15 protein-coding genes are annotated in these 16,699 nt (G+C 65.4%); 8 read left to right on the top strand and 7 right to left on the bottom strand.

Features of this window, described 5'->3' with window-relative positions; all coding sequences use genetic code 11:
- Nucleotides 1–12 precede the first annotated feature (12 nt).
- A complete protein-coding gene (locus GGD65_RS28745) occupies nucleotides 13–708 on the bottom strand; it encodes a hypothetical protein (RefSeq protein ID WP_018315734.1) in 696 nt (231 codons plus the stop codon).
- Nucleotides 705–1,274 (bottom strand): sigma-70 family RNA polymerase sigma factor, encoded by a 570-nt coding sequence (locus GGD65_RS28740; protein WP_018315733.1) that lies wholly within the window; start codon nucleotides 1,272–1,274, stop codon nucleotides 705–707. The genes GGD65_RS28745 and GGD65_RS28740 overlap by 4 nt, the downstream gene beginning before the upstream one ends.
- 440 nt (nucleotides 1,275–1,714) lie before the next feature.
- On the opposite strand from GGD65_RS28740, the gene GGD65_RS28735 reads away from it, so the two are divergent.
- Both GGD65_RS28735 and GGD65_RS28730 read left to right on the top strand, forming a co-directional pair.
- Nucleotides 1,715–2,872, top strand: coding sequence for a GGDEF domain-containing protein (locus GGD65_RS28735; protein ID WP_183237378.1), 1,158 nt, complete (start codon nucleotides 1,715–1,717; stop codon nucleotides 2,870–2,872).
- A 63-nt stretch (nucleotides 2,873–2,935) separates the two neighbouring features.
- Nucleotides 2,936–4,039 (top strand): DUF2336 domain-containing protein, encoded by a 1,104-nt coding sequence (locus GGD65_RS28730; RefSeq protein ID WP_183237377.1) that lies wholly within the window; start codon nucleotides 2,936–2,938, stop codon nucleotides 4,037–4,039.
- Nucleotides 4,040–4,049: 10 nt separating this feature from the next.
- On the opposite strand, the gene GGD65_RS28725 is transcribed toward GGD65_RS28730, so the two are convergent.
- Together GGD65_RS28725 and GGD65_RS28720 are read right to left on the bottom strand one after the other, a co-directional pair.
- Nucleotides 4,050–4,688 carry an NrsF family protein gene (locus tag GGD65_RS28725; protein ID WP_183237376.1) on the bottom strand — a complete coding sequence of 213 codons (639 nt, stop codon included), beginning with the start codon at nucleotides 4,686–4,688 and terminating at the stop codon, nucleotides 4,050–4,052.
- 2 nt (nucleotides 4,689–4,690) lie between these two features.
- Entirely contained in the window at nucleotides 4,691–5,236 is a 546-nt protein-coding gene (locus GGD65_RS28720) for a sigma-70 family RNA polymerase sigma factor (protein WP_092256690.1), read from the bottom strand.
- A gap of 291 nt (nucleotides 5,237–5,527) precedes the next feature.
- On the opposite strand from GGD65_RS28720, the gene GGD65_RS28715 reads away from it, so the two are divergent.
- From GGD65_RS28715 to GGD65_RS28695, 5 genes are all read left to right on the top strand, one after another.
- Nucleotides 5,528–6,208, top strand: coding sequence for a hypothetical protein (locus tag GGD65_RS28715; protein ID WP_183237375.1), 681 nt, complete (start codon nucleotides 5,528–5,530; stop codon nucleotides 6,206–6,208).
- A gap of 134 nt (nucleotides 6,209–6,342) precedes the next feature.
- Entirely contained in the window at nucleotides 6,343–7,122 is a 780-nt protein-coding gene (locus GGD65_RS28710; protein WP_183237374.1) for an enoyl-CoA hydratase, read from the top strand.
- 188 nt (nucleotides 7,123–7,310) lie between these two features.
- The gene (locus tag GGD65_RS28705; RefSeq protein ID WP_179734008.1) at nucleotides 7,311–8,741 is read left to right on the top strand and encodes a TolC family outer membrane protein; all 1,431 of its coding nucleotides are present in this window, start codon (nucleotides 7,311–7,313) and stop codon (nucleotides 8,739–8,741) included.
- 24 nt (nucleotides 8,742–8,765) lie between these two features.
- Nucleotides 8,766–9,323, top strand: a complete 558-nt coding sequence (locus tag GGD65_RS28700; protein WP_183237373.1) for a hypothetical protein — start codon at nucleotides 8,766–8,768, stop codon at nucleotides 9,321–9,323.
- A 51-nt stretch (nucleotides 9,324–9,374) separates the two neighbouring features.
- Complete coding sequence (locus tag GGD65_RS28695) at nucleotides 9,375–10,337, top strand: amidohydrolase family protein (RefSeq protein WP_183237372.1); 963 nt, start codon at nucleotides 9,375–9,377, stop codon at nucleotides 10,335–10,337.
- 3 nt (nucleotides 10,338–10,340) lie between these two features.
- Here GGD65_RS28695 and GGD65_RS28690 read toward each other — a convergent pair whose 3' ends face one another.
- From GGD65_RS28690 to GGD65_RS28680, 3 genes are all read right to left on the bottom strand, one after another.
- The gene (locus GGD65_RS28690) at nucleotides 10,341–13,457 is read right to left on the bottom strand and encodes an efflux RND transporter permease subunit (protein ID WP_179734002.1); all 3,117 of its coding nucleotides are present in this window, start codon (nucleotides 13,455–13,457) and stop codon (nucleotides 10,341–10,343) included.
- 38 nt (nucleotides 13,458–13,495) lie between these two features.
- Nucleotides 13,496–14,740, bottom strand: a complete 1,245-nt coding sequence (locus GGD65_RS28685) for an efflux RND transporter periplasmic adaptor subunit (RefSeq protein ID WP_183237371.1) — start codon at nucleotides 14,738–14,740, stop codon at nucleotides 13,496–13,498.
- A 145-nt stretch (nucleotides 14,741–14,885) separates the two neighbouring features.
- Nucleotides 14,886–16,286, bottom strand: coding sequence for a CoA transferase (locus tag GGD65_RS28680; protein ID WP_183237370.1), 1,401 nt, complete (start codon nucleotides 16,284–16,286; stop codon nucleotides 14,886–14,888).
- A 53-nt stretch (nucleotides 16,287–16,339) separates the two neighbouring features.
- On the opposite strand from GGD65_RS28680, the gene GGD65_RS28675 reads away from it, so the two are divergent.
- Nucleotides 16,340–16,627, top strand: a complete 288-nt coding sequence (locus GGD65_RS28675; RefSeq protein ID WP_028146977.1) for a hypothetical protein — start codon at nucleotides 16,340–16,342, stop codon at nucleotides 16,625–16,627.
- Nucleotides 16,628–16,699 lie beyond the last annotated feature (72 nt).

The raw sequence follows: 16,699 nt of genomic DNA, 5'->3' as shown, positions 1-16,699 counted from the left end.
TCAGCGGCGCGCTCAAGGCGCCGCGACGGCGAGGTTGACGAACTTCTCGCGCTGCATCTTGCCGAGCAGCGAGGCGAGCTCGTCCTGGCTCATCGCCTTGTCGAACTGGAGACGGAACATGCCGCCCTTGGCATCGCCGATGATCGAGGCCTGGTAGCTGTCGAGCAGCGCGGTGATGTCGGCAACGCGGGCCTCGGGCGTGAAGCGCACCAGCGCGCGCGCCGGCGGAACGGTGGTGCCGAGTTCGCGAGTGATCGGACCGCTGGTCGAGAGCGAAGCGGTCTGGAAGGTCGCGGGCTGGTTCTTCATCAGCACGGCGCCGATGATTCCGGCTTGCAGCATCAGCGCGATGGCGCCAAGGCTCGCCGACCAGGCCAGCGTGCGCGGCGACAGGCTCGCGAAGAAGGTCGAGATGCGCGCCGACAGCGGCAGCGAGCCGCTCGCCCGCGCCGGCTCGGCGTCGATCGCGGCGAACAGCTTCTGCAGCGCGCGCGCCGACGGAGCCCCCAAGCTCTCGTTCAGATGAATGGTCTCTTCATACTCGCCGCGGATTGCGGCATATTGCCTGGCAAGCTCGGGATCGCGCGCCAGCGCATCCTCGACCCGCCGCGCATCGCGCGCGTTCAGCGTGCCGGCCGCGTGCCACGGCAGCAGCAGTTCAATTTCACTGGGCTCTTGCTCCAGCATCTTCTTGCTCAAAGCCATCATGGCCAGCCTCGCTCAACGCCGGCTGCCTTCAGCAGTTCGGCCAGTTTCTTGCGCGCATAGAACAAGCGCGTCTTCACAGTGTTTTCCGGTATTCCGACGATTTCGGCCACCTCTTCCACGGACTTCTCGTGGTAGTAGACGAGATCGACGATTTCCCGATGGTCCGGCGAGAGGCCCGTCAGACACTCCCGCAACGCTTCACTGGTATCCTTTTTCTGCACCACCGTTTCCGGATTGTCGGACGTATCCTCGATCGCGTTGGCGGCGTCTTCGTCCAGTTCGAAATCCTTCCTGCGCCGGAGCGCAGACAGGGCCTTGAAACGGGTGATTGCCAGTAGCCAGGTAGAAACGGCGGATCGGCCCTCGAACTTGCCGGCTTGACGCCAGACGTCGAGAAATACCTCGCTGATGAGGTCTTCCGCCGCCTGCTCGTCCCGCACGAGCCTCAGCCCGAACCTGTAGACCCTGACATGGTGCCGCCCGTACAGCACCTGCATGGCGAGCCGGTCACCTTGGGCGATCCTGGCGATCAGGACCTCGTCCGAAGCCGCCTGTGTCACGCTCAATGCCCGTCTCGCAAAGTTGGTCGGGTCGGCGCGGCGGACGGTTCGACCGGGGGCGCAAAATTGTTCAATCTACCGCAGTCGTACGGTCGCCTATGTGACCTACCCCACATACGCGTATTTTTCTTGTCCCACCTCCGGCCATCGGCCGTCTTCATCCAGATCGGTAACATAATACTGCGATACTTCCCTGCGGAATGCCTGTCCGGCACAGGCGGCCCGGCCTCGTTCGGTTCCATAGCAACCCTGCACGACATATGTCTCGCCAAGCCCGGCTTAGGCTCGATCGCATCGCAAACGGATGCCTGATCGCCGGCAAAATTTCCCCGCCAGCAGCCTAGCACCTTGTTCCGCGCTGCATGGTTCGGATTCGGTTTCAAAGGATACCAAACCTAAAGGCTTGCCACGTAGATTTTTACGCTGACATCACCATTGGCGGGACCATGAGCACGGCCGCGACGTCCTTTCCCGAGAGGAATGCCGCTGAGGTCGCGGATCTCGTGCTCACGCCCGAGGCGGCGGCTTCTGAAGTGCTGGCGCGCCGAGCCCGGCAGCGCCGCCAGATGTATATCGGCCAGGTGGCGAGCTATTCGCTCGGCGCCTCGGTCCTGCTGCTCTACGCCTATGGCGGCACGGTCTCCATGGCCGTTCCGTCGCTGTTCTGGCTCGGCGGCCTCCTGATCATCGGTACGTTCACCGTGCTGTCGGAAGCCGGCTTCGGCGACCGGTTTGAGGATCATTACCTCACCGTCTTCCAGATCTCGGCGCATATGGCGCTGCAGCTGCTGTTCCTGCTCGCCGTGCCGACGGCCGGGGTCGCTTTCCTCGCCGTGCTGTTCCTGATCTTCGCGTTTGGCACGCTGCGGATGACCTCGAGCCAGGCGATGGTGACCTGGGGCCTCGCCACCTGCGGGCTCGCTTTGGTCTTCCTGGGCTCGGACCTGCCGATCGGGCTGCCGGTTGCGACCCGGCTGGAGCGAACCGCCTCGATGCTCTGTTTCGTGCTGGTGATCGGCCAGTGCGCCTTCCTCGGCCTGTTCGGCGCCACGCTGCGCAAGATCCTGTACCGGCGCAGCATCGAGCTGAAGGCCGCCTATCAGCGCATCGAGGAGCTGGCCGAGCTCGACGAACTCACCGGCTCCTACAATCGCCGCTGCATCATGCGGCTTCTCGACTCCGAGATCGAAAAGTCGCGGCAGGCATCGACGCCCTGCGCGATCGCGCTGATCGATCTCGACTGGTTCAAACGCATCAACGACGCCCACGGCCATCCCGTCGGCGACGAGGTGCTGCGCACTTTCGCGATCACCATGTTCGCCAACATCCGGCCGGCCGACTGCTTCGGCCGCTACGGCGGCGAGGAATTCCTCCTGCTGCTGCCGGACACAACGGGCGAGGCCGCACAGCGCACGCTCGAGCGCTTGCGCGGCATCGTCGCCGATCTCGACTGGAGCGCATTCTCCCTGAATTTGCGCGTGACCATTTCCGCGGGCGTCGTGACGCTGCGCGACGTCGATACTGCCGATACGTTTCTCGCGCGCGCCGATCGCGCGCTCTATTCCGCCAAGGCGCAAGGGCGCAATCGCATTGCAACGAGCTGACCAATCCATTTCTTCCCGCTGCGACAGAAGCCGCCGCCGGACCGAGCGCTCCAGGACAGGGCCATGAGATCCAGATCCGCAAAAACATCCGAAAATTTGCTCGAGGAACTGCAGGCTGCACTCTCGCACGGCACCGTCGCGCGCCGGGTCAAGACGCTGCGCCGCGTCACCGATCTGTTCGTGGGCAACGCGGTGGATTATTCCGACGACCACATCCGCGTGTTCGACGACGTATTCCAGTGCCTGATCGAGCAGATCGAAACGTCGGCCAAGGCGCTGCTCGCCGACCGCCTCGCACCGATTGCGGCCGCGCCGCCGAAAATCATGCGCACGCTCGCGCTCGACGAGGTCATCGAGGTCTCCGGCCCCGTGCTGTCGAAATCGGAACGGCTCGACGAGACGACCCTGATCGAGATCGCGCGCACGCGAGGTCAGGCGCATCTCAAGGCGATCTCGCTGCGGCGGGTGCTGTCGGAAGCGCTGACCGACGTGCTGGTGACGCGCGGCGACGAGGACGTGGTGCAATCGACCGTCAGCAATCCGGGCGCGCGGCTCTCCGAGGGAAGCCTCACCGATCTCGTCATCCGCGCCGAGCGCGACGACGACCTCGCCACTTGCATCGGGCTGCGGCCGGACCTGCCGCGCCATCACTATTTGAAGCTGGTCGCGAAGGCGTCCTTGAGCGTGCGCAGGAAGCTCGAGGCCGCGCATCCGGAACTCATGGACGAGGTGTCGAGCGTGGTGCAGGAAGTGGCCCAGAGGGTCCGCGCCGCCGCCATGACGAAGCAGACCGAGATGGCGCGCGCGCTGGTGAGGTCGCTGCACGAGGACGGCCGTCTCAACGAATTCCAGATCACCAGTTTCGCCGAGCAGGGCAAGTTCGACGAAACCAATGCGGGGCTCGCGGCGCTCGCGGGCGTCGCGGTCGAGACCGCCGAGACCATGATGATCGAAAGCCGCACCGAGGGCGTGATGATCCTCGCCAAGGTCGCGGGCATGTCCTGGCCAAGCGTGCGCGCCATCATCGCCATGCGCGAGAAGCTCTCCGGCGGCTCGCAGACCGACATGCTGACGCTGCGCGACGTTTACGAGGCGCTGCGCAGCTCGACCGCGCAGCAGGTGCTGCGCTTCCACCGCATGCAGCTGGGCACGACGCCGGCGGCGTGAGGTCGGCGCGCTAGTAACGCAAAACCCTCGCCCCGACCGCCGCGCCGATCGCGGTCACCAGCGCGGTCGCGAGCGTGTACCAGGTCGCGACGAACAGCGGCGAATCGTCAGTGCAGTGCGAGGCATAGAGAGTCGCGGCAAGGCCGGCCGACACCAGGCCGGCGAGCGCTCCGGCAAGCGCCGGCCGCGACGGCGCGCCATGGCGCAGGCCGAACAGCGCCCCCGCAAGCAGCGGCAGCGACATCGCCGGAATTGCGACCAGGCACACCCTTGAGTTCTTGCCCATCAAGCGCATCGTCATCGGCATGGCCGGCGCCATCATCGCCTCACTGCCGATCGCGACCGCGAGCAGTCCGACGGGAAGCAGCAGCAGCCAGCCCCAGCCGCGCAGCAGGGCTTCCGGACGCGACAGATGCAGGCTGACGATGATGGCGGGAATCGCGAGCGACAGCGTCACCGCGAATTTCATGTCGAAGAACGGATTGTGCATCGCGCTCATCACGTCGTGACGCACGCCGAGGAACGTCGCGAAGATCAGGATCGACAAGGGCGCGGCCAGCAGGAGCGCCGTGGTCAGCACGGTGCCGACGCGCGGCGCCCGATGGGCGTTGTCGGCTGCGAGCGAACGGATGAGTTGATCGGTGTCCATGACTACTGATCCCGCAGTTTGGTCGTCAGCGCCGCAAGTCCGCGATGCAGCGCGACCCGCACGGCACCCTCGCTCATCGAAAACTTCGCCGCCGTATCCTTGATCGAGGCGCTCTCGACCGCGATCGACTGCAGCACGTCGCGCTGGCGCTGCGGCAGGGTGTTGAGCTGGGCCGCGACCTCGCCCGCGGAGGCCGTTTCCTCGGGCGCCTCGCCCGGCAGGGTTTCGGCGAAATCGTCGATATTGACGAAGACGCGCCTGCCGCGCCGGCGCAGCGCGTCGATCAGCTTGTTGCGGCCGATGGCAAACAGCCAGGGCGCGAAGGGGGCTTCGCTGTCCCAAGTGTGCCGCTTCAGATGCACCGCCAACAGAATCTCCTGCACGATATCCTCGGCCTGGTCGGGAGGCTGGCCTGCCCGTGCCAGGCCTCGCCTCGCGGCAGCACGCAGCACCGGCGTGACCGCCCTCAACAGGCGATGATAGGCCGCATCATCGCCAGCCATGGCCGACCGCATCAGGCCGGTCCATTCGTCCTCACGTCCGCGCACGCGCGCCCCTCACCATGCAATTCGGCCGTCCGTTCAATTTGTTACGCGGGTCCGACGAGATCACGAATTCGTGATATGCCCCGGACCTCGCGACCGATCCGGCCGTAAACGTCTGCGACGGCTCATAACACCGATCGGCCCGTCCCGCACCCGGCGGCTGGCTTCATGGGGTCCGGTCTGCCCCGGTTTTGCCCGGTGTAGCCCGAAGATTCCCATTTTCTGCCCCGCTGTGGTCACGCCCCGGGGTCTCTGTTCGTTTCCGGGACGGGCGGAATTGGGGAGATCATCACCATGATGAAAGCCAGCGGGCGCGCGGCCCTGATCGTTCTGGCCGGCCTATTGTTGCTGTTCGGAGGCCTTGCACAGGCGGCCCCAAGCTCAACCACAAGCAATTCGGACAGCGCGGGCAAGCAGGCCGACGCGGCCAAGCCGAGCAAGCACCGGCGCCATGAGTCACGCCGCACCACCACCAGCGGCAAGACAGCACAGAAATCCGACGACAAGACCGCCGCTCCGGCCCAGGCCGACGAGGCCAAGTCCGACAACAAGGCGGCCGACAACACGGCCGATGGTAGCGTCCCGGCCTCGAGCCAGATGCCGCCGGCGGTCGCCAACGCCAATGCGCAGGTCGCCACCACCGACACCCCGACTGCGGCAGCGGCCTCGGCGATGACGGACCGCGCCAACACCAATGTCCAGGCAGCGGCCGATAATACCAGTGCCGCGAACGCCGAGAGCCAGGTCGTCGCGCCCGATCAGCTCAACGACATCGACCGCGCTGCGCAACAGGACAACCCGCCGGCGCAGAAGGCGGTGATTGCCGCAACCGAGGCCCAGCCCCGGCCGGCACCGGTGATGGCAAGCGCCCAGCAAAGCTCTGCCTGGGACCAGAGCTCCCTGATCGGCAAGATCTTCATCGGCGTCGGCACGCTGCTGACGCTGGCGTCCGCCGCGCGCATGTTCATGGCGTGATTGCGGGCCCGATCCTGGCCTGAGAAACCTCCCCGGAACGCGCATTTCGCTGCGTGTTCCGGCGGCCGTTAGCCCCTTGAAGCTCACCGCGCCAGCGGGCACATTGCCTGCCCAATCAAAAGCGTGGGTGGAGCATGAGCACGTTCGAACACATCATCGTCGAAAGCAAAGGCGCGGTCGGCATCATCAAGCTGAATCGGCCGAAGCTGCTCAACGCGCTTTCCTTCGGCGTCTTCCGCGAGATCGCAGCTGCCGTCGACGATCTCGAGGCCGATGACGCCATCGGCTGCATCGTCGTGACCGGCAGCGAGAAGGCCTTTGCCGCCGGCGCCGACATCAAGGAGATGCAGCCGAAAGGCTTCATCGACATGTTCTCCGAGGATTTCGCCGCGATCGGCGGCGACCGGATCGCGCGGTGCCGCAAGCCGACGATTGCCGCGGTTGCCGGTTATGCGCTCGGCGGCGGCTGCGAGCTCGCCATGATGTGCGATTTCATCATCGCCGCCGACACCGCAAAGTTCGGCCAGCCCGAGATCACGCTCGGCACCATTCCCGGCATCGGCGGGACCCAGCGCCTGACACGCGCGATCGGCAAGTCCAAGGCGATGGACCTCTGCCTCACCGGCCGCATGATGGATGCGGCGGAAGCCGAGCGAAGCGGGCTCGTCAGCCGCATCGTGCCCGCTGACAAGCTGATGGACGAAGTGATGGCGGCGGCCGAGAAGATCGCCGCGATGTCGCGCCCTGCGGCCGCGATGGCCAAGGAAGCCGTGAACCGCGCCTTCGAGACCACGCTCGCCGAGGGCATGAGCGTCGAGCGCAACCTGTTCCACTCGACCTTCGCGCTGGAGGACCGCTCCGAGGGCATGGCGGCGTTCATCGAGAAGCGCAAGCCGGTGAACAAGAACCGGTAACGTCAGGGAACGGGTCAGGCTGGTGTAAGGCTCGGCCGCGTTCCCGTGAAACCCTGTGACGAAGCTGCAACAAGCACGGATTTCATGGGGGTTTCGCCCGCGGCAGTTTGCCTGCGGGACCTCGGCTGGTTAAACAGTTAAGAGGCCACCGTCGGCGGGGGCGGACAGCCGAGGTTAAGCGGGAATACATGATTGGGCGTACCGCCAGAGCTGGTCGCGAGTTGACGCGGCATCGATCGGGCGTGGGTCCTGTACTTGCGACATGGACCACGCTGGCGCTGTGTTGCGCCCTGCCCTCCGTCGCCTGGGCCGAAGCCCTGCCGGAGGCGCTCGCCAAGGCCTACCAGACCAATCCACAGCTCAATGCCGAACGTGCGCGACAACGCGCCACGGACGAGAACGTGCCGCAGGCCCTCGCCGGTTACCGGCCGCAGATCGTGGCGAGCCTCAGCGCCGGCCTGCAATCGGTGCGCAATCTGCTGCCCGACAACACGATCCAGACCGGCAATTTGAAGCCATGGATCATCGGCGTCACCGTGACGCAGACCCTGTTCAACGGCTTCCGCACCGCCAACAACGTGCGGGCCGCCGAGCTCCAGGTGCAGTCGGGCCGCGAGGCGCTGCGCAATGTCGGCCAGGGCGTGCTGCTCGACGCGGTCACCGCCTACACCAACGTGCTCGCCAACCAGTCGCTGGTCGAGGCGCAGCGTTCCAACGTCGCCTTCCTGCGCGAGACGCTCTCGGTCACCCAGCGCCGTCTCAACGCCGGCGATGTCACGCCGACCGACAGCGCGCAGGCCGAAGCGCGCCTCAACCGCGGCCTTGCCGATCTCAACGCCGCCGAGGTCGCGCTTGCCGTCAGCCAGGCGACCTATGCGCAAGTGATCGGCAATGCACCATCGCAGCTTCGCCCCGCCGAGGCCGTCGATCGCTATCTGCCGAAGAGCCGCGAAGACGCCATGACGATGGCAATCCGCCAGCACCCGGCGGTGATGGCCGCCAGCTTCGACGTCGATGTCGCCTCCACCAACATCCGCATCGCCGAAGGCTCATTGCTGCCGAGCGCCACCATCCAGGGCAGCGCCAGCAAGAGCCGCAACAACGACCCGACGCTCGGCACCTTCGCCGAGGACCAGGCCTCGATCGTCGCCAATGTCACCGCGCCGATCTACGACGGCGGCCAGGCCGCCGCGCAGACCCGGCAGGCCAAGGAGATCACGGCGCAGAGCCGGCTCGTGCTCGACCAGGTCCGCAACCAGGCACGCACGGCGGCAGTGAGCGCCTGGGTCGCCAATGAAGGCGCCAAGATCACCGTGTCGGCCTCGGAATCCGAAGTGAAGGCTGCGACCGTCGCGCTCCAGGGCGTGCAGCGCGAGGCCGCCGGCGGACAACGCACCACGGTCGACGTCTTGAACTCGCAGGCCGATCTAATCCAGGCCAAGGCCCGCCTGATCGGCGCCAACCGCGATCGCGTCATCGCCTCCTACACGCTGCTCAGCGCCATCGGCCATCTCGACGTCAAGACGCTGAGCCTGAACACGCCGGATTATCTGCCCGAGGTTCACTACCACCAGGTCCGCGACGCCTGGCACGGGCTGCGCACGCCGTCGGGGCAGTAGTTTCAATCTATCGGGCCGGTGCCCATGAAAAGCCGCCGCATCCATCTGACGGGCGCTTCGGGCTCCGGCGTGACGACGCTCGGCCGGGCGCTCGCCGGCCGACTTGCGCTGCCGCATCACGATAGCGACGACTATTTCTGGCTGCCGACCGCGCCGCCCTACCAGACGACGCGCCCGGCCGCGGATCGGCTACGCCTGATGCGCGAGATGTTCCTACCGCGGCACGACTGGGTCTTGAGCGGAACCGCCACCGGCTGGGGCGACGAACTTGTCGCGTATTTCGACCTCGTGGTCTTCGTGGTCACGCCCCGCGAACTACGGTTGACGCGGTTGCGCGCCCGCGAGGCCGCGCATTTCGGTGCTGATGCCGTCGCACCGGGCGGCTGGCGTCATGAGCAGACCGAAGCCTTCGTCGAATGGGCTTCGCATTACGAGGCCGGTGACCGCGAAGGTCGCAGTCTCGCCAAGCATGAAGCATGGCTCGCGGGCCTGCCCTGCCCGGTCGTGCGCGTGGACGGCTCACGTCTGCTTGCGGACATTGTCGAGCAGCTATGCAACGAAGCGCAGCTTCGATCCGGCTGACGTGGTACCGTCCCGGCACACTACCAAATAAAACAACCAGGGAGAGAAACCGTGCTTAATCGACGCAGCGTCCTGCTTGCCTCCCTCGCCGCCGGAGTAGCCATGACCAACAGAGCCCACGCCCGCGCGGCGCAGCCTGCGACGCCGGTCAGTTTCGACGTCCCCGCGCATGCCTGCGACTGCCACACTCATATTCATGGCGACGTCGAGAAGTTTCCGTTCTTCGCCGGGCGCGTCTACACGCCCGAGCCGGCAAGCCCCGAAGAAATGGCTGCACTGCACAAGGCGCTGCATATCGAGCGCGTGGTGATCGTCACCCCCAGCGTCTACGGCACCGACAATTCGTCGACCTTGTTCGGCATGAAGGCACGCGGCGCCAATGCGCGCGGCGTCGCCGTGATCGACGACAAGACGACCGAGGCACAGCTCGATGCGATGCAGGCGGACGGTTTCCGCGGCATGCGCCTCAATCTCGCAACCGGCGGCGTCAACGATCCCAATGTCGGCAGGTCACGCTTCACCACCGCCATCGAGCGCATGAAGGCGCGCGGCTGGCACGTGCAGCTCTACACCACGCTTCCTATGATCTCGGCGATCAAGGACCTCGTCGAGACGGCGCCGGTACCTGTCGTGTTCGACCATTTCGGCGGGCTGGAAGCTTCGCTCGGCCTGGAGCAGCCGGGTTTCTCCGATCTCGCTGCGCTGGTGAAGTCCGGCAAGGCCTATGTGAAGATCTCCGGCGCCTATCGCTCGTCCAAGCTCGCGCCGGATTATCAGGACATGGTGCCGTTCGCGCAGGCGCTGATCGCGGCCAACCCGGATCGCGTCGTCTGGGGCACCGACTGGCCGCATCCGGATTCGAGCCGTGTCGAGGGACGCAAAGCCACCGACATCGCGCCGCTCTATCAGATCGACGACGGCCGCCTGCTCAACCAGCTTCCGGTGTGGGCACCGGATGCCGACGTGCGCAAGAAGATCCTGGTCGACAACCCGGCACGACTCTACGGATTTTGACGGTCAGCGCGCGCGGCGCGAGAAGAACGAGATCAGGACCGGCAAGGTCACGAGGATCACGACCGGCGCCAGCATCATGCCGGTGACGACGACGACCGCGAGCGGCTTCTGCACCTGCGAGCCGATGCCCTCGGACAGCGCCGCCGGCAGCAGCCCGACGCCGGCGACGACGCAGGTCATCAGCACCGGCCGGAGCTGCAACTCACCGGTGCGCACCACCGCGCTCGCGCGGTCCATGCCCTCTTCGATGAGCTGGTTGAACTGCGACAGAATGATGATGCCGTCCATCACGGCGATGCCGAACAGCGCGATGAACCCGATCGCTGCGGAGACGCTGAACGCAGTGCCGGTAATCAACAGGCCCAGCACGCCGCCGAAGATCGCCATCGGGATCACGCTCATCGCGAGCAGCGTGTCGGTCATCGAGCCGAAATTGAACCAGAGCAGCACGCCGATCAGCGCCAGCGAGATCGGCACCACGATCGACAACCGCCGGATCGCGTCCTGGAGATTGCCGAACTCGCCGACCCAATCCATGTGCGAGCCCGGCGGCAGCTGCACCTGCTCGGCAATCTTCTGCTGCGCCTCGCGGATCGCACTGCCGAGGTCGCGCTCGCGCACCGAGAACTTGATCGGCAGATAGCGCTCCTGCTGCTCGCGATAGATGTAGGCCGCGCCCGAGACGAGGCTGATGGTGGCGACCTCGCTCAGGGGAATCTGCGTGACGGTGCCGTTCGGCCCGGGTGCGCCGATGCGCAAATTCTGGATCGCCTCGGCACTGCGGCGGTATTCCGGCGCGAGGCGGACGATGATCGGGAAGTGGCGATCGGAGCCGGACTCGTAGAGATCGCCCGCCGTGTCGCCGCCGATCGCGACCTTGATCGTGGCGTTGATGTCGCCCGGCGCAAGGCCGTAGCGCGCGGCCTTGGCGCGGTCGATGTCGATCTGGACGGTCGGCTGCCCGAGCGAGGTGAACACCGCAAGGTCGGTGACGCCCTGCACCGTGGCCAGCACCGACTTGATCTTGTTGGCGGTGTCGGTGAGCGCCTGAAGGTCGCTGCCGAACAGCTTGATCGAGTTTTCGCCCTTCACGCCGGACACGGCCTCGGAGACGTTGTCCTGGAGATATTGCGAGAAGTTGAACTCGACGCCCGGGAAGCGATCGTCGAGCTGCTTGAGCAATTGCGCGGTCAGCTCTTCCTTGTCGCGGGTGCCGGGCCACTGGCTGATCGGCTTGAGCGGCGCGAAGAACTCGGCATTGAAGAAGCCGGCTGCGTCCGTGCCGTCGTCGGGACGGCCGTGCTGCGACACGACGGACTCGACTTCGGGCCGGGCGCGGATCACCTTGCGCATCTCGTTGACGTAGCTGTTGCCTTCCTGCAGCGAGATGGTCGGCGGCAGCGTGGCGCGAATCCAGAGATTGCCCTCTTCCAGCTTCGGCAGGAATTCGAGGCCGAGCAGCCGGCTGAGCGCCACCGTCATCAGCACGAGGCCGACCGCACCGCCGAGCACGATGTTGCGGTTGGCGACCGCCCATCGCAGCAACGGCGAATACAACCGGTGCAGGATCCGCATCACCCTGGTCTCGGTTTCCTCGACATGCGCGGGCAGGATGATCGCGGACAGCGCCGGCGTGACGGTGAAGGTCGCTAGCAGCCCGCCGGCCAGCGCATAGGCGTAGGTGCGGGCCATCGGCCCGAAGATGTTGCCCTCGACGCCGGACAGCGTGAACAGCGGCAGGAAGGCCGCGATGATGATCGCCGCGGCGAAGAAGATCGAGCGCGAGACGTCGGCGGCCGCGCTGAGGATGGCGTGGCTCTTCATGCCGAACAGCGTCTCATGGGACATATGCTCGGTCTCGGACATCGGCGTCGTCTGGGTCAGACGGCGGAAGATCGCCTCCACCATGATGACGGTGGCATCGACGATCAGGCCGAAATCGATCGCGCCGACCGAGAGCAAATTGGCCGATTCCCCGCGCAGCACCAGGATGATGACGGCGAAGAACAGCGCGAACGGAATGGTGGCGCCGACGATCAGCGCGCTGCGCAGATCGCCGAGGAACATCCACTGCAGCAGCACGATCAAGAGAATGCCGACCACCATATTGTGCAGCACGGTGTGGGTGGTGAGCTCGATCAGATCGCCGCGGTCGTAGATGCGCTCGATGCGCACGCCGGGCGGCAGGATGCTGGAATTGTTGATCTGCTGAACGAGCTGATGGACCCGCTTGATGGTCGGCGAGCTCTGCTCGCCGCGGCGCATCAGGACGATGCCCTGCACGATGTCGTCGGACTCGTCGAGTCCGGCAATGCCGAGGCGCGGCTTCTGACCGACGGTGACGGTGGCGACGTCCTTGACCAGCACCGGATTGCCGCCGGTCTGCGCCACCATGGTATTGGCGAGATCGTCGATCGAGCGGATCAGGCCGACGCCGCGCACCACGGCCGATTGCTGGCCGATATTCACGGTGTTGCCGCCGACATTGACGTTGGAATTGCCGACCGCCTGGAGCAATTGCGGCAGCGTCAGACCGTTGGCGACCAGCTTATTGAAGTCGACCTGGAGCTCATAGGTCTTGCTCTTGCCGCCCCACCCCGTGACGTCGATGACCCCCGGCACGGCGCGGAAGCGGCGCTGCAGGATCCAGTCCTGGATGGTCTTGAGATCGAGCACGCTGTAGTTCGGCGGACCCACGAGACGGTAGCGGAAGATCTCGCCGATCGGGCTAAGCGGCGAGATCTGCGGCTGCACGTTGCCCGGCAGCGGCGCCAGCTGCGCCAGGCGGTTCAGCACCTGCTGCAACGCCTCTTCGTAAGTATAGGCGAAGGAGAATTGGATTTTGACGTCGGAGAGACCATAGAGCGAGATGGTGCGGATGGTCGTGATGTTCTTCAGGCCTGCGACCTGGGTCTCGATCGGGATCGTGATGTAGCGCTCGATCTCCTCCGCCGACAGCCCCGGGCTCTGCGTCACGATGTCGACCATCGGCGGGGTCGGATCGGGATAGGCCTCGATGTTGAGCTGGTTGAAGGCGATGACGCCGCCGATCAGCACGGCGACGAACATCCCGACCATCAGGAAGCGCCGGTTGACGGCAAGGGCGACGAGACGATCCATTCAAGCTTCAGTTTGTCTGCAATTTTTTGGGTCGTCGATCAGCTGCCGGACGCCGCGCGGTCGATGAACAGGCTGCCTTTGGTGACGATCTGCTCGCCGGGCTTCAGATTGCTGGTGACCTCGACGAGGTTGCCGTTGATGAGGCCGATCTTGATCTGGCGCAGCTCGACCGACTTGTCCTCGCGCGCGACCCAGATGCGGACCTTGTCGGCCTCGTAGATCAACGCCTGCTTCGGCACAGCGGGCGCTGCGCGATCGCCGGCCGAATAAATCGTGACGTTTGCGAACATCTCGGGCTTGAGCAGCCCGTCCTTGTTGTCGATGGTGGCGCGAACCTGCAGGCGGCGGGTGTTGGGGTCGATCGCGGCAGCAACGTAATTGATCTTGGCGGTCAGGGGGCGGCCCGGCAGCGCCATCACGTTGACCGTGATGTCCTGCCCGATGCAGATCGCGGCCGCATCGCTCTCGCGCACGAAGGCGGTGAGCCAGACCGTGGAGAGATCGCCGACCACGAAGACCGGATCGCTGGCGCCGGAATTGACGTACTGGCCCGGGCCGATCTTGCGCTGCACGACCGTGCCGGCGATCGGCGAATAGATCGTGACTTCCCGATTGATCACGCCCTTGTCCTGGAACGCCTTGATGGTCTCGTCGGTGAAGCCGAGGATGCGCAGCTTGTTGCGCGCGGCTTCCAGCGCAGTCTCCGACGAGCGCATGTCGTTGCGCGCCTGAACCTGGGTCGCTTCGGCCTGCTGATAATCCTTCAGCGGAATGGCATGGCCCTCATAGAGGTCCTTGGCGCGCTTGAACTGGATGTCGGAGAGCTCGAGCGCCGACTTCGCCTTGTTCTGCGAGGTCATCGCCGCGATGAAATCGTTCTGGGCCTGCACGGTGTCGGCGGCCTCGATCGTGAACAGCGGTTGGCCCTGCTTCAGCATCTCACCCGGCTTGGCCAGCAGCTTGGTGACGCGGCCGGCATAGGGCGAGAACACCGGTGTCGAGCGGTCCTCGTCGACGGCGACCTTGCCTTCGGTGACATATTCGGCGCGGAAGGCCTTGGCCTTGACCGGCTCGATCGTCAGCGTCGCCCATTCCGACGGCGTCGGCGTGAAATTCTGCGCATTCCTGCGCGACTGGCTGGAGATCTCGGAGTGCTTCTTTTCTTTGGCGCCGACGTAGCGAAAGCCGTAGGCCCCAACGCCGGCAAGAGCTAGTAAAACTACGGATGTGATCACCCGTTGTTTTGTAAACACCTGCAATCGCTTGGTATTTTCAACTACCATGGAGCCCGGTCGTGTCTGCGACGATCTCGGCAGATGCCTGCCTTATCGGTTGCGCTAATAGTGCCGAATTGCAATTCCAAACAACCTAAAAAACGCTGCGCGCCTTTCGGTTTGCGTTAAAATTTCGCGACATGTCAGCTTCACGTCAGCTTCGCGCCGGCCACTGTGCCGGATGACTGCCGAGCGGCATTGCCGGGCGGCTCCATTGCGCCGGCGTCTTCGACAGCATCGCCGCATGGCGCACCGCCTTCAACATGCCGAAGCCAGATGGCATGCTCTCGATGAACGCAGTATGTACGGCTTCGCCCGTAAGATCCGGGGTATGCAGTCCGCCATCGAGCCGGCGGAGATCCCAAAGCCAGCGCCCGGTCTGCGCCAGCGACACACGCACGTGCCAGCTGCCGCCTTCGCGCGCCTGACGCGCTTTGGCCATCATCGCACCGAACGCCATCAGATAGCCGGTGGCGTGATCGAGCATCTGTGCCGGCAATTCCTTGGGACCATCGAGACCGGCAGCACGTCCCTCGGCATGATTGAATCCGGTCGTGGTCTGCACGAGGGAATCGAAGCCGCGCCGCTCGGCCCAGGGGCCGGCGTGGCCATAGGCCGACAGCGTCACATAGACGATGCCCGGATTGATCTGCGCTGCATCCTCGGGAGCAAAGCCGAGGGCGGCGAGCGCGCGCGGGCGATAGCCCTGCGAGAAGATGTCGGCGTTCCGCAACAGTTCGCGCATTTGCGCCCTGCCCGTCTCGCCCTTCAACTCGACGAACGTGGTGAGCTTGCCGCGGCCGGTGTCGATGGTGAGCCAGGGAATGGCGGGCAGCTCCGGCCCTGACACCAGCAGAACGTCCGCACCATGCGCAGCGAGCGTGCGGCCGGCGACGGGCCCCGCGATGACGCGGGAGAGATCGAGCACGCGCAGGCCCGCAAGCGGACGATCGCCTTTTGGCCACGGCTTTGGCGGGGCCTCGCCGATCTTCTCGATCGAGAGCAGCGGCAACCCGGCGAGCGCGCGCGCCTGCGGCAGAGCCGACCATTCGTCGTAGCTCCGCATCAGAGCGACCACGCCGCCCGCGGCGTAAGCCGCAGTCTCGAAATCCTCGCCCTTCCACTGCATCAGCGCGGCCTGCACCTTGTCGCGCTCCGCCTCGCAGCCGAGCACCTTGCAGACGGCGTCGCGGTGATGCGGGAAATTGGTGTGGCAGCGGACGAAGCGGCCATCGCCGGTCCTGTAGACGCCGGCGATCGCGTCCCAGGCCGGCGGCGGCGGCTTGTCGTCGAGGCGCAGATAGCGCTCGGAGCGACATTCGGCGACGGCGTGGCGCATGTCGACGGAGACGTTTTGGGTTTCGCCGCTGCGTTGTCTCCATATCTCGGCCGCTGCAAGGCCCGCCGCAGCAATCGTGGTTTGGCCGGCAACAGCAACACGAAAGGAGGATGGAATCTGCGGCTCCTCTCCGGTCAAGCGCACACGTTCGAGCGCGGACGCATCGCCGCCGGCGGAGGTCCAGATATCCCTGAGAATGTCGGCGGGGCTTTGCATGACCCTTCTCTCCCTTTAGCTTTCAACATCCTATTAGCATATAAGGACATGCAATGGCCGCCATCGATCCTCTCACCGCAGGTGCCGTGTTCATCGCAACGGCGGCCACAGACGCGGTCTATGTGATGTTCACCTCGGCTGTAATCGCGCGCAAGCGCATGTCAGCTGCGAACTGGAGCGCGGTCTGGTACATGCTCTCCTCCTACGCCGTGATCAGCTACACCGAAAACGCGTTCTATGTCGCTTTCGCGGCGATCGGCTCCTGGGCCGGCGCCTACGCCTCGCTGACCTTCCTGCACCGCCCGCCCGGCGGCCCGCCGGTCGGCGCTGCGCCGGAGTGAGGACGTAAAGTGGTGGCATGTCCTCCAATGCTAATCCCGTCATCCTGAGGTGCGAGGCTTGCGATGCATCGC

This window comes from Bradyrhizobium sp. CIR18, assembly GCF_014198295.1.
Taxonomy (GTDB): Bacteria; Pseudomonadota; Alphaproteobacteria; order Rhizobiales; family Xanthobacteraceae; genus Bradyrhizobium.
The sequence above is the reverse complement of the archived record's forward strand: the minus strand, read 5'-3'. Positions and strand labels throughout refer to the sequence as shown.

What these genes read in the sequence shown, in the direction of transcription:
- GGD65_RS28745 (WP_018315734.1), bottom strand. Translation starts at nt 708, where the DNA reads ATGATGGCTTTGAGCAAGAAGATGCTGGAGCAAGAGCCCAGTGAAATT.
- GGD65_RS28735 (WP_183237378.1), top strand. Translation starts at nt 1,715, where the DNA reads ATGAGCACGGCCGCGACGTCCTTTCCCGAGAGGAATGCCGCTGAGGTC.
- GGD65_RS28730 (WP_183237377.1), top strand. Translation starts at nt 2,936, where the DNA reads ATGAGATCCAGATCCGCAAAAACATCCGAAAATTTGCTCGAGGAACTG.
- GGD65_RS28725 (WP_183237376.1), bottom strand. Translation starts at nt 4,688, where the DNA reads ATGGACACCGATCAACTCATCCGTTCGCTCGCAGCCGACAACGCCCAT.
- GGD65_RS28715 (WP_183237375.1), top strand. Translation starts at nt 5,528, where the DNA reads ATGATGAAAGCCAGCGGGCGCGCGGCCCTGATCGTTCTGGCCGGCCTA.
- GGD65_RS28710 (WP_183237374.1), top strand. Translation starts at nt 6,343, where the DNA reads ATGAGCACGTTCGAACACATCATCGTCGAAAGCAAAGGCGCGGTCGGC.
- GGD65_RS28705 (WP_179734008.1), top strand. Translation starts at nt 7,311, where the DNA reads ATGATTGGGCGTACCGCCAGAGCTGGTCGCGAGTTGACGCGGCATCGA.
- GGD65_RS28700 (WP_183237373.1), top strand. Translation starts at nt 8,766, where the DNA reads ATGAAAAGCCGCCGCATCCATCTGACGGGCGCTTCGGGCTCCGGCGTG.
- GGD65_RS28690 (WP_179734002.1), bottom strand. Translation starts at nt 13,457, where the DNA reads ATGGATCGTCTCGTCGCCCTTGCCGTCAACCGGCGCTTCCTGATGGTC.
- GGD65_RS28685 (WP_183237371.1), bottom strand. Translation starts at nt 14,740, where the DNA reads ATGGTAGTTGAAAATACCAAGCGATTGCAGGTGTTTACAAAACAACGG.
- GGD65_RS28680 (WP_183237370.1), bottom strand. Translation starts at nt 16,286, where the DNA reads ATGCAAAGCCCCGCCGACATTCTCAGGGATATCTGGACCTCCGCCGGC.
- GGD65_RS28675 (WP_028146977.1), top strand. Translation starts at nt 16,340, where the DNA reads ATGGCCGCCATCGATCCTCTCACCGCAGGTGCCGTGTTCATCGCAACG.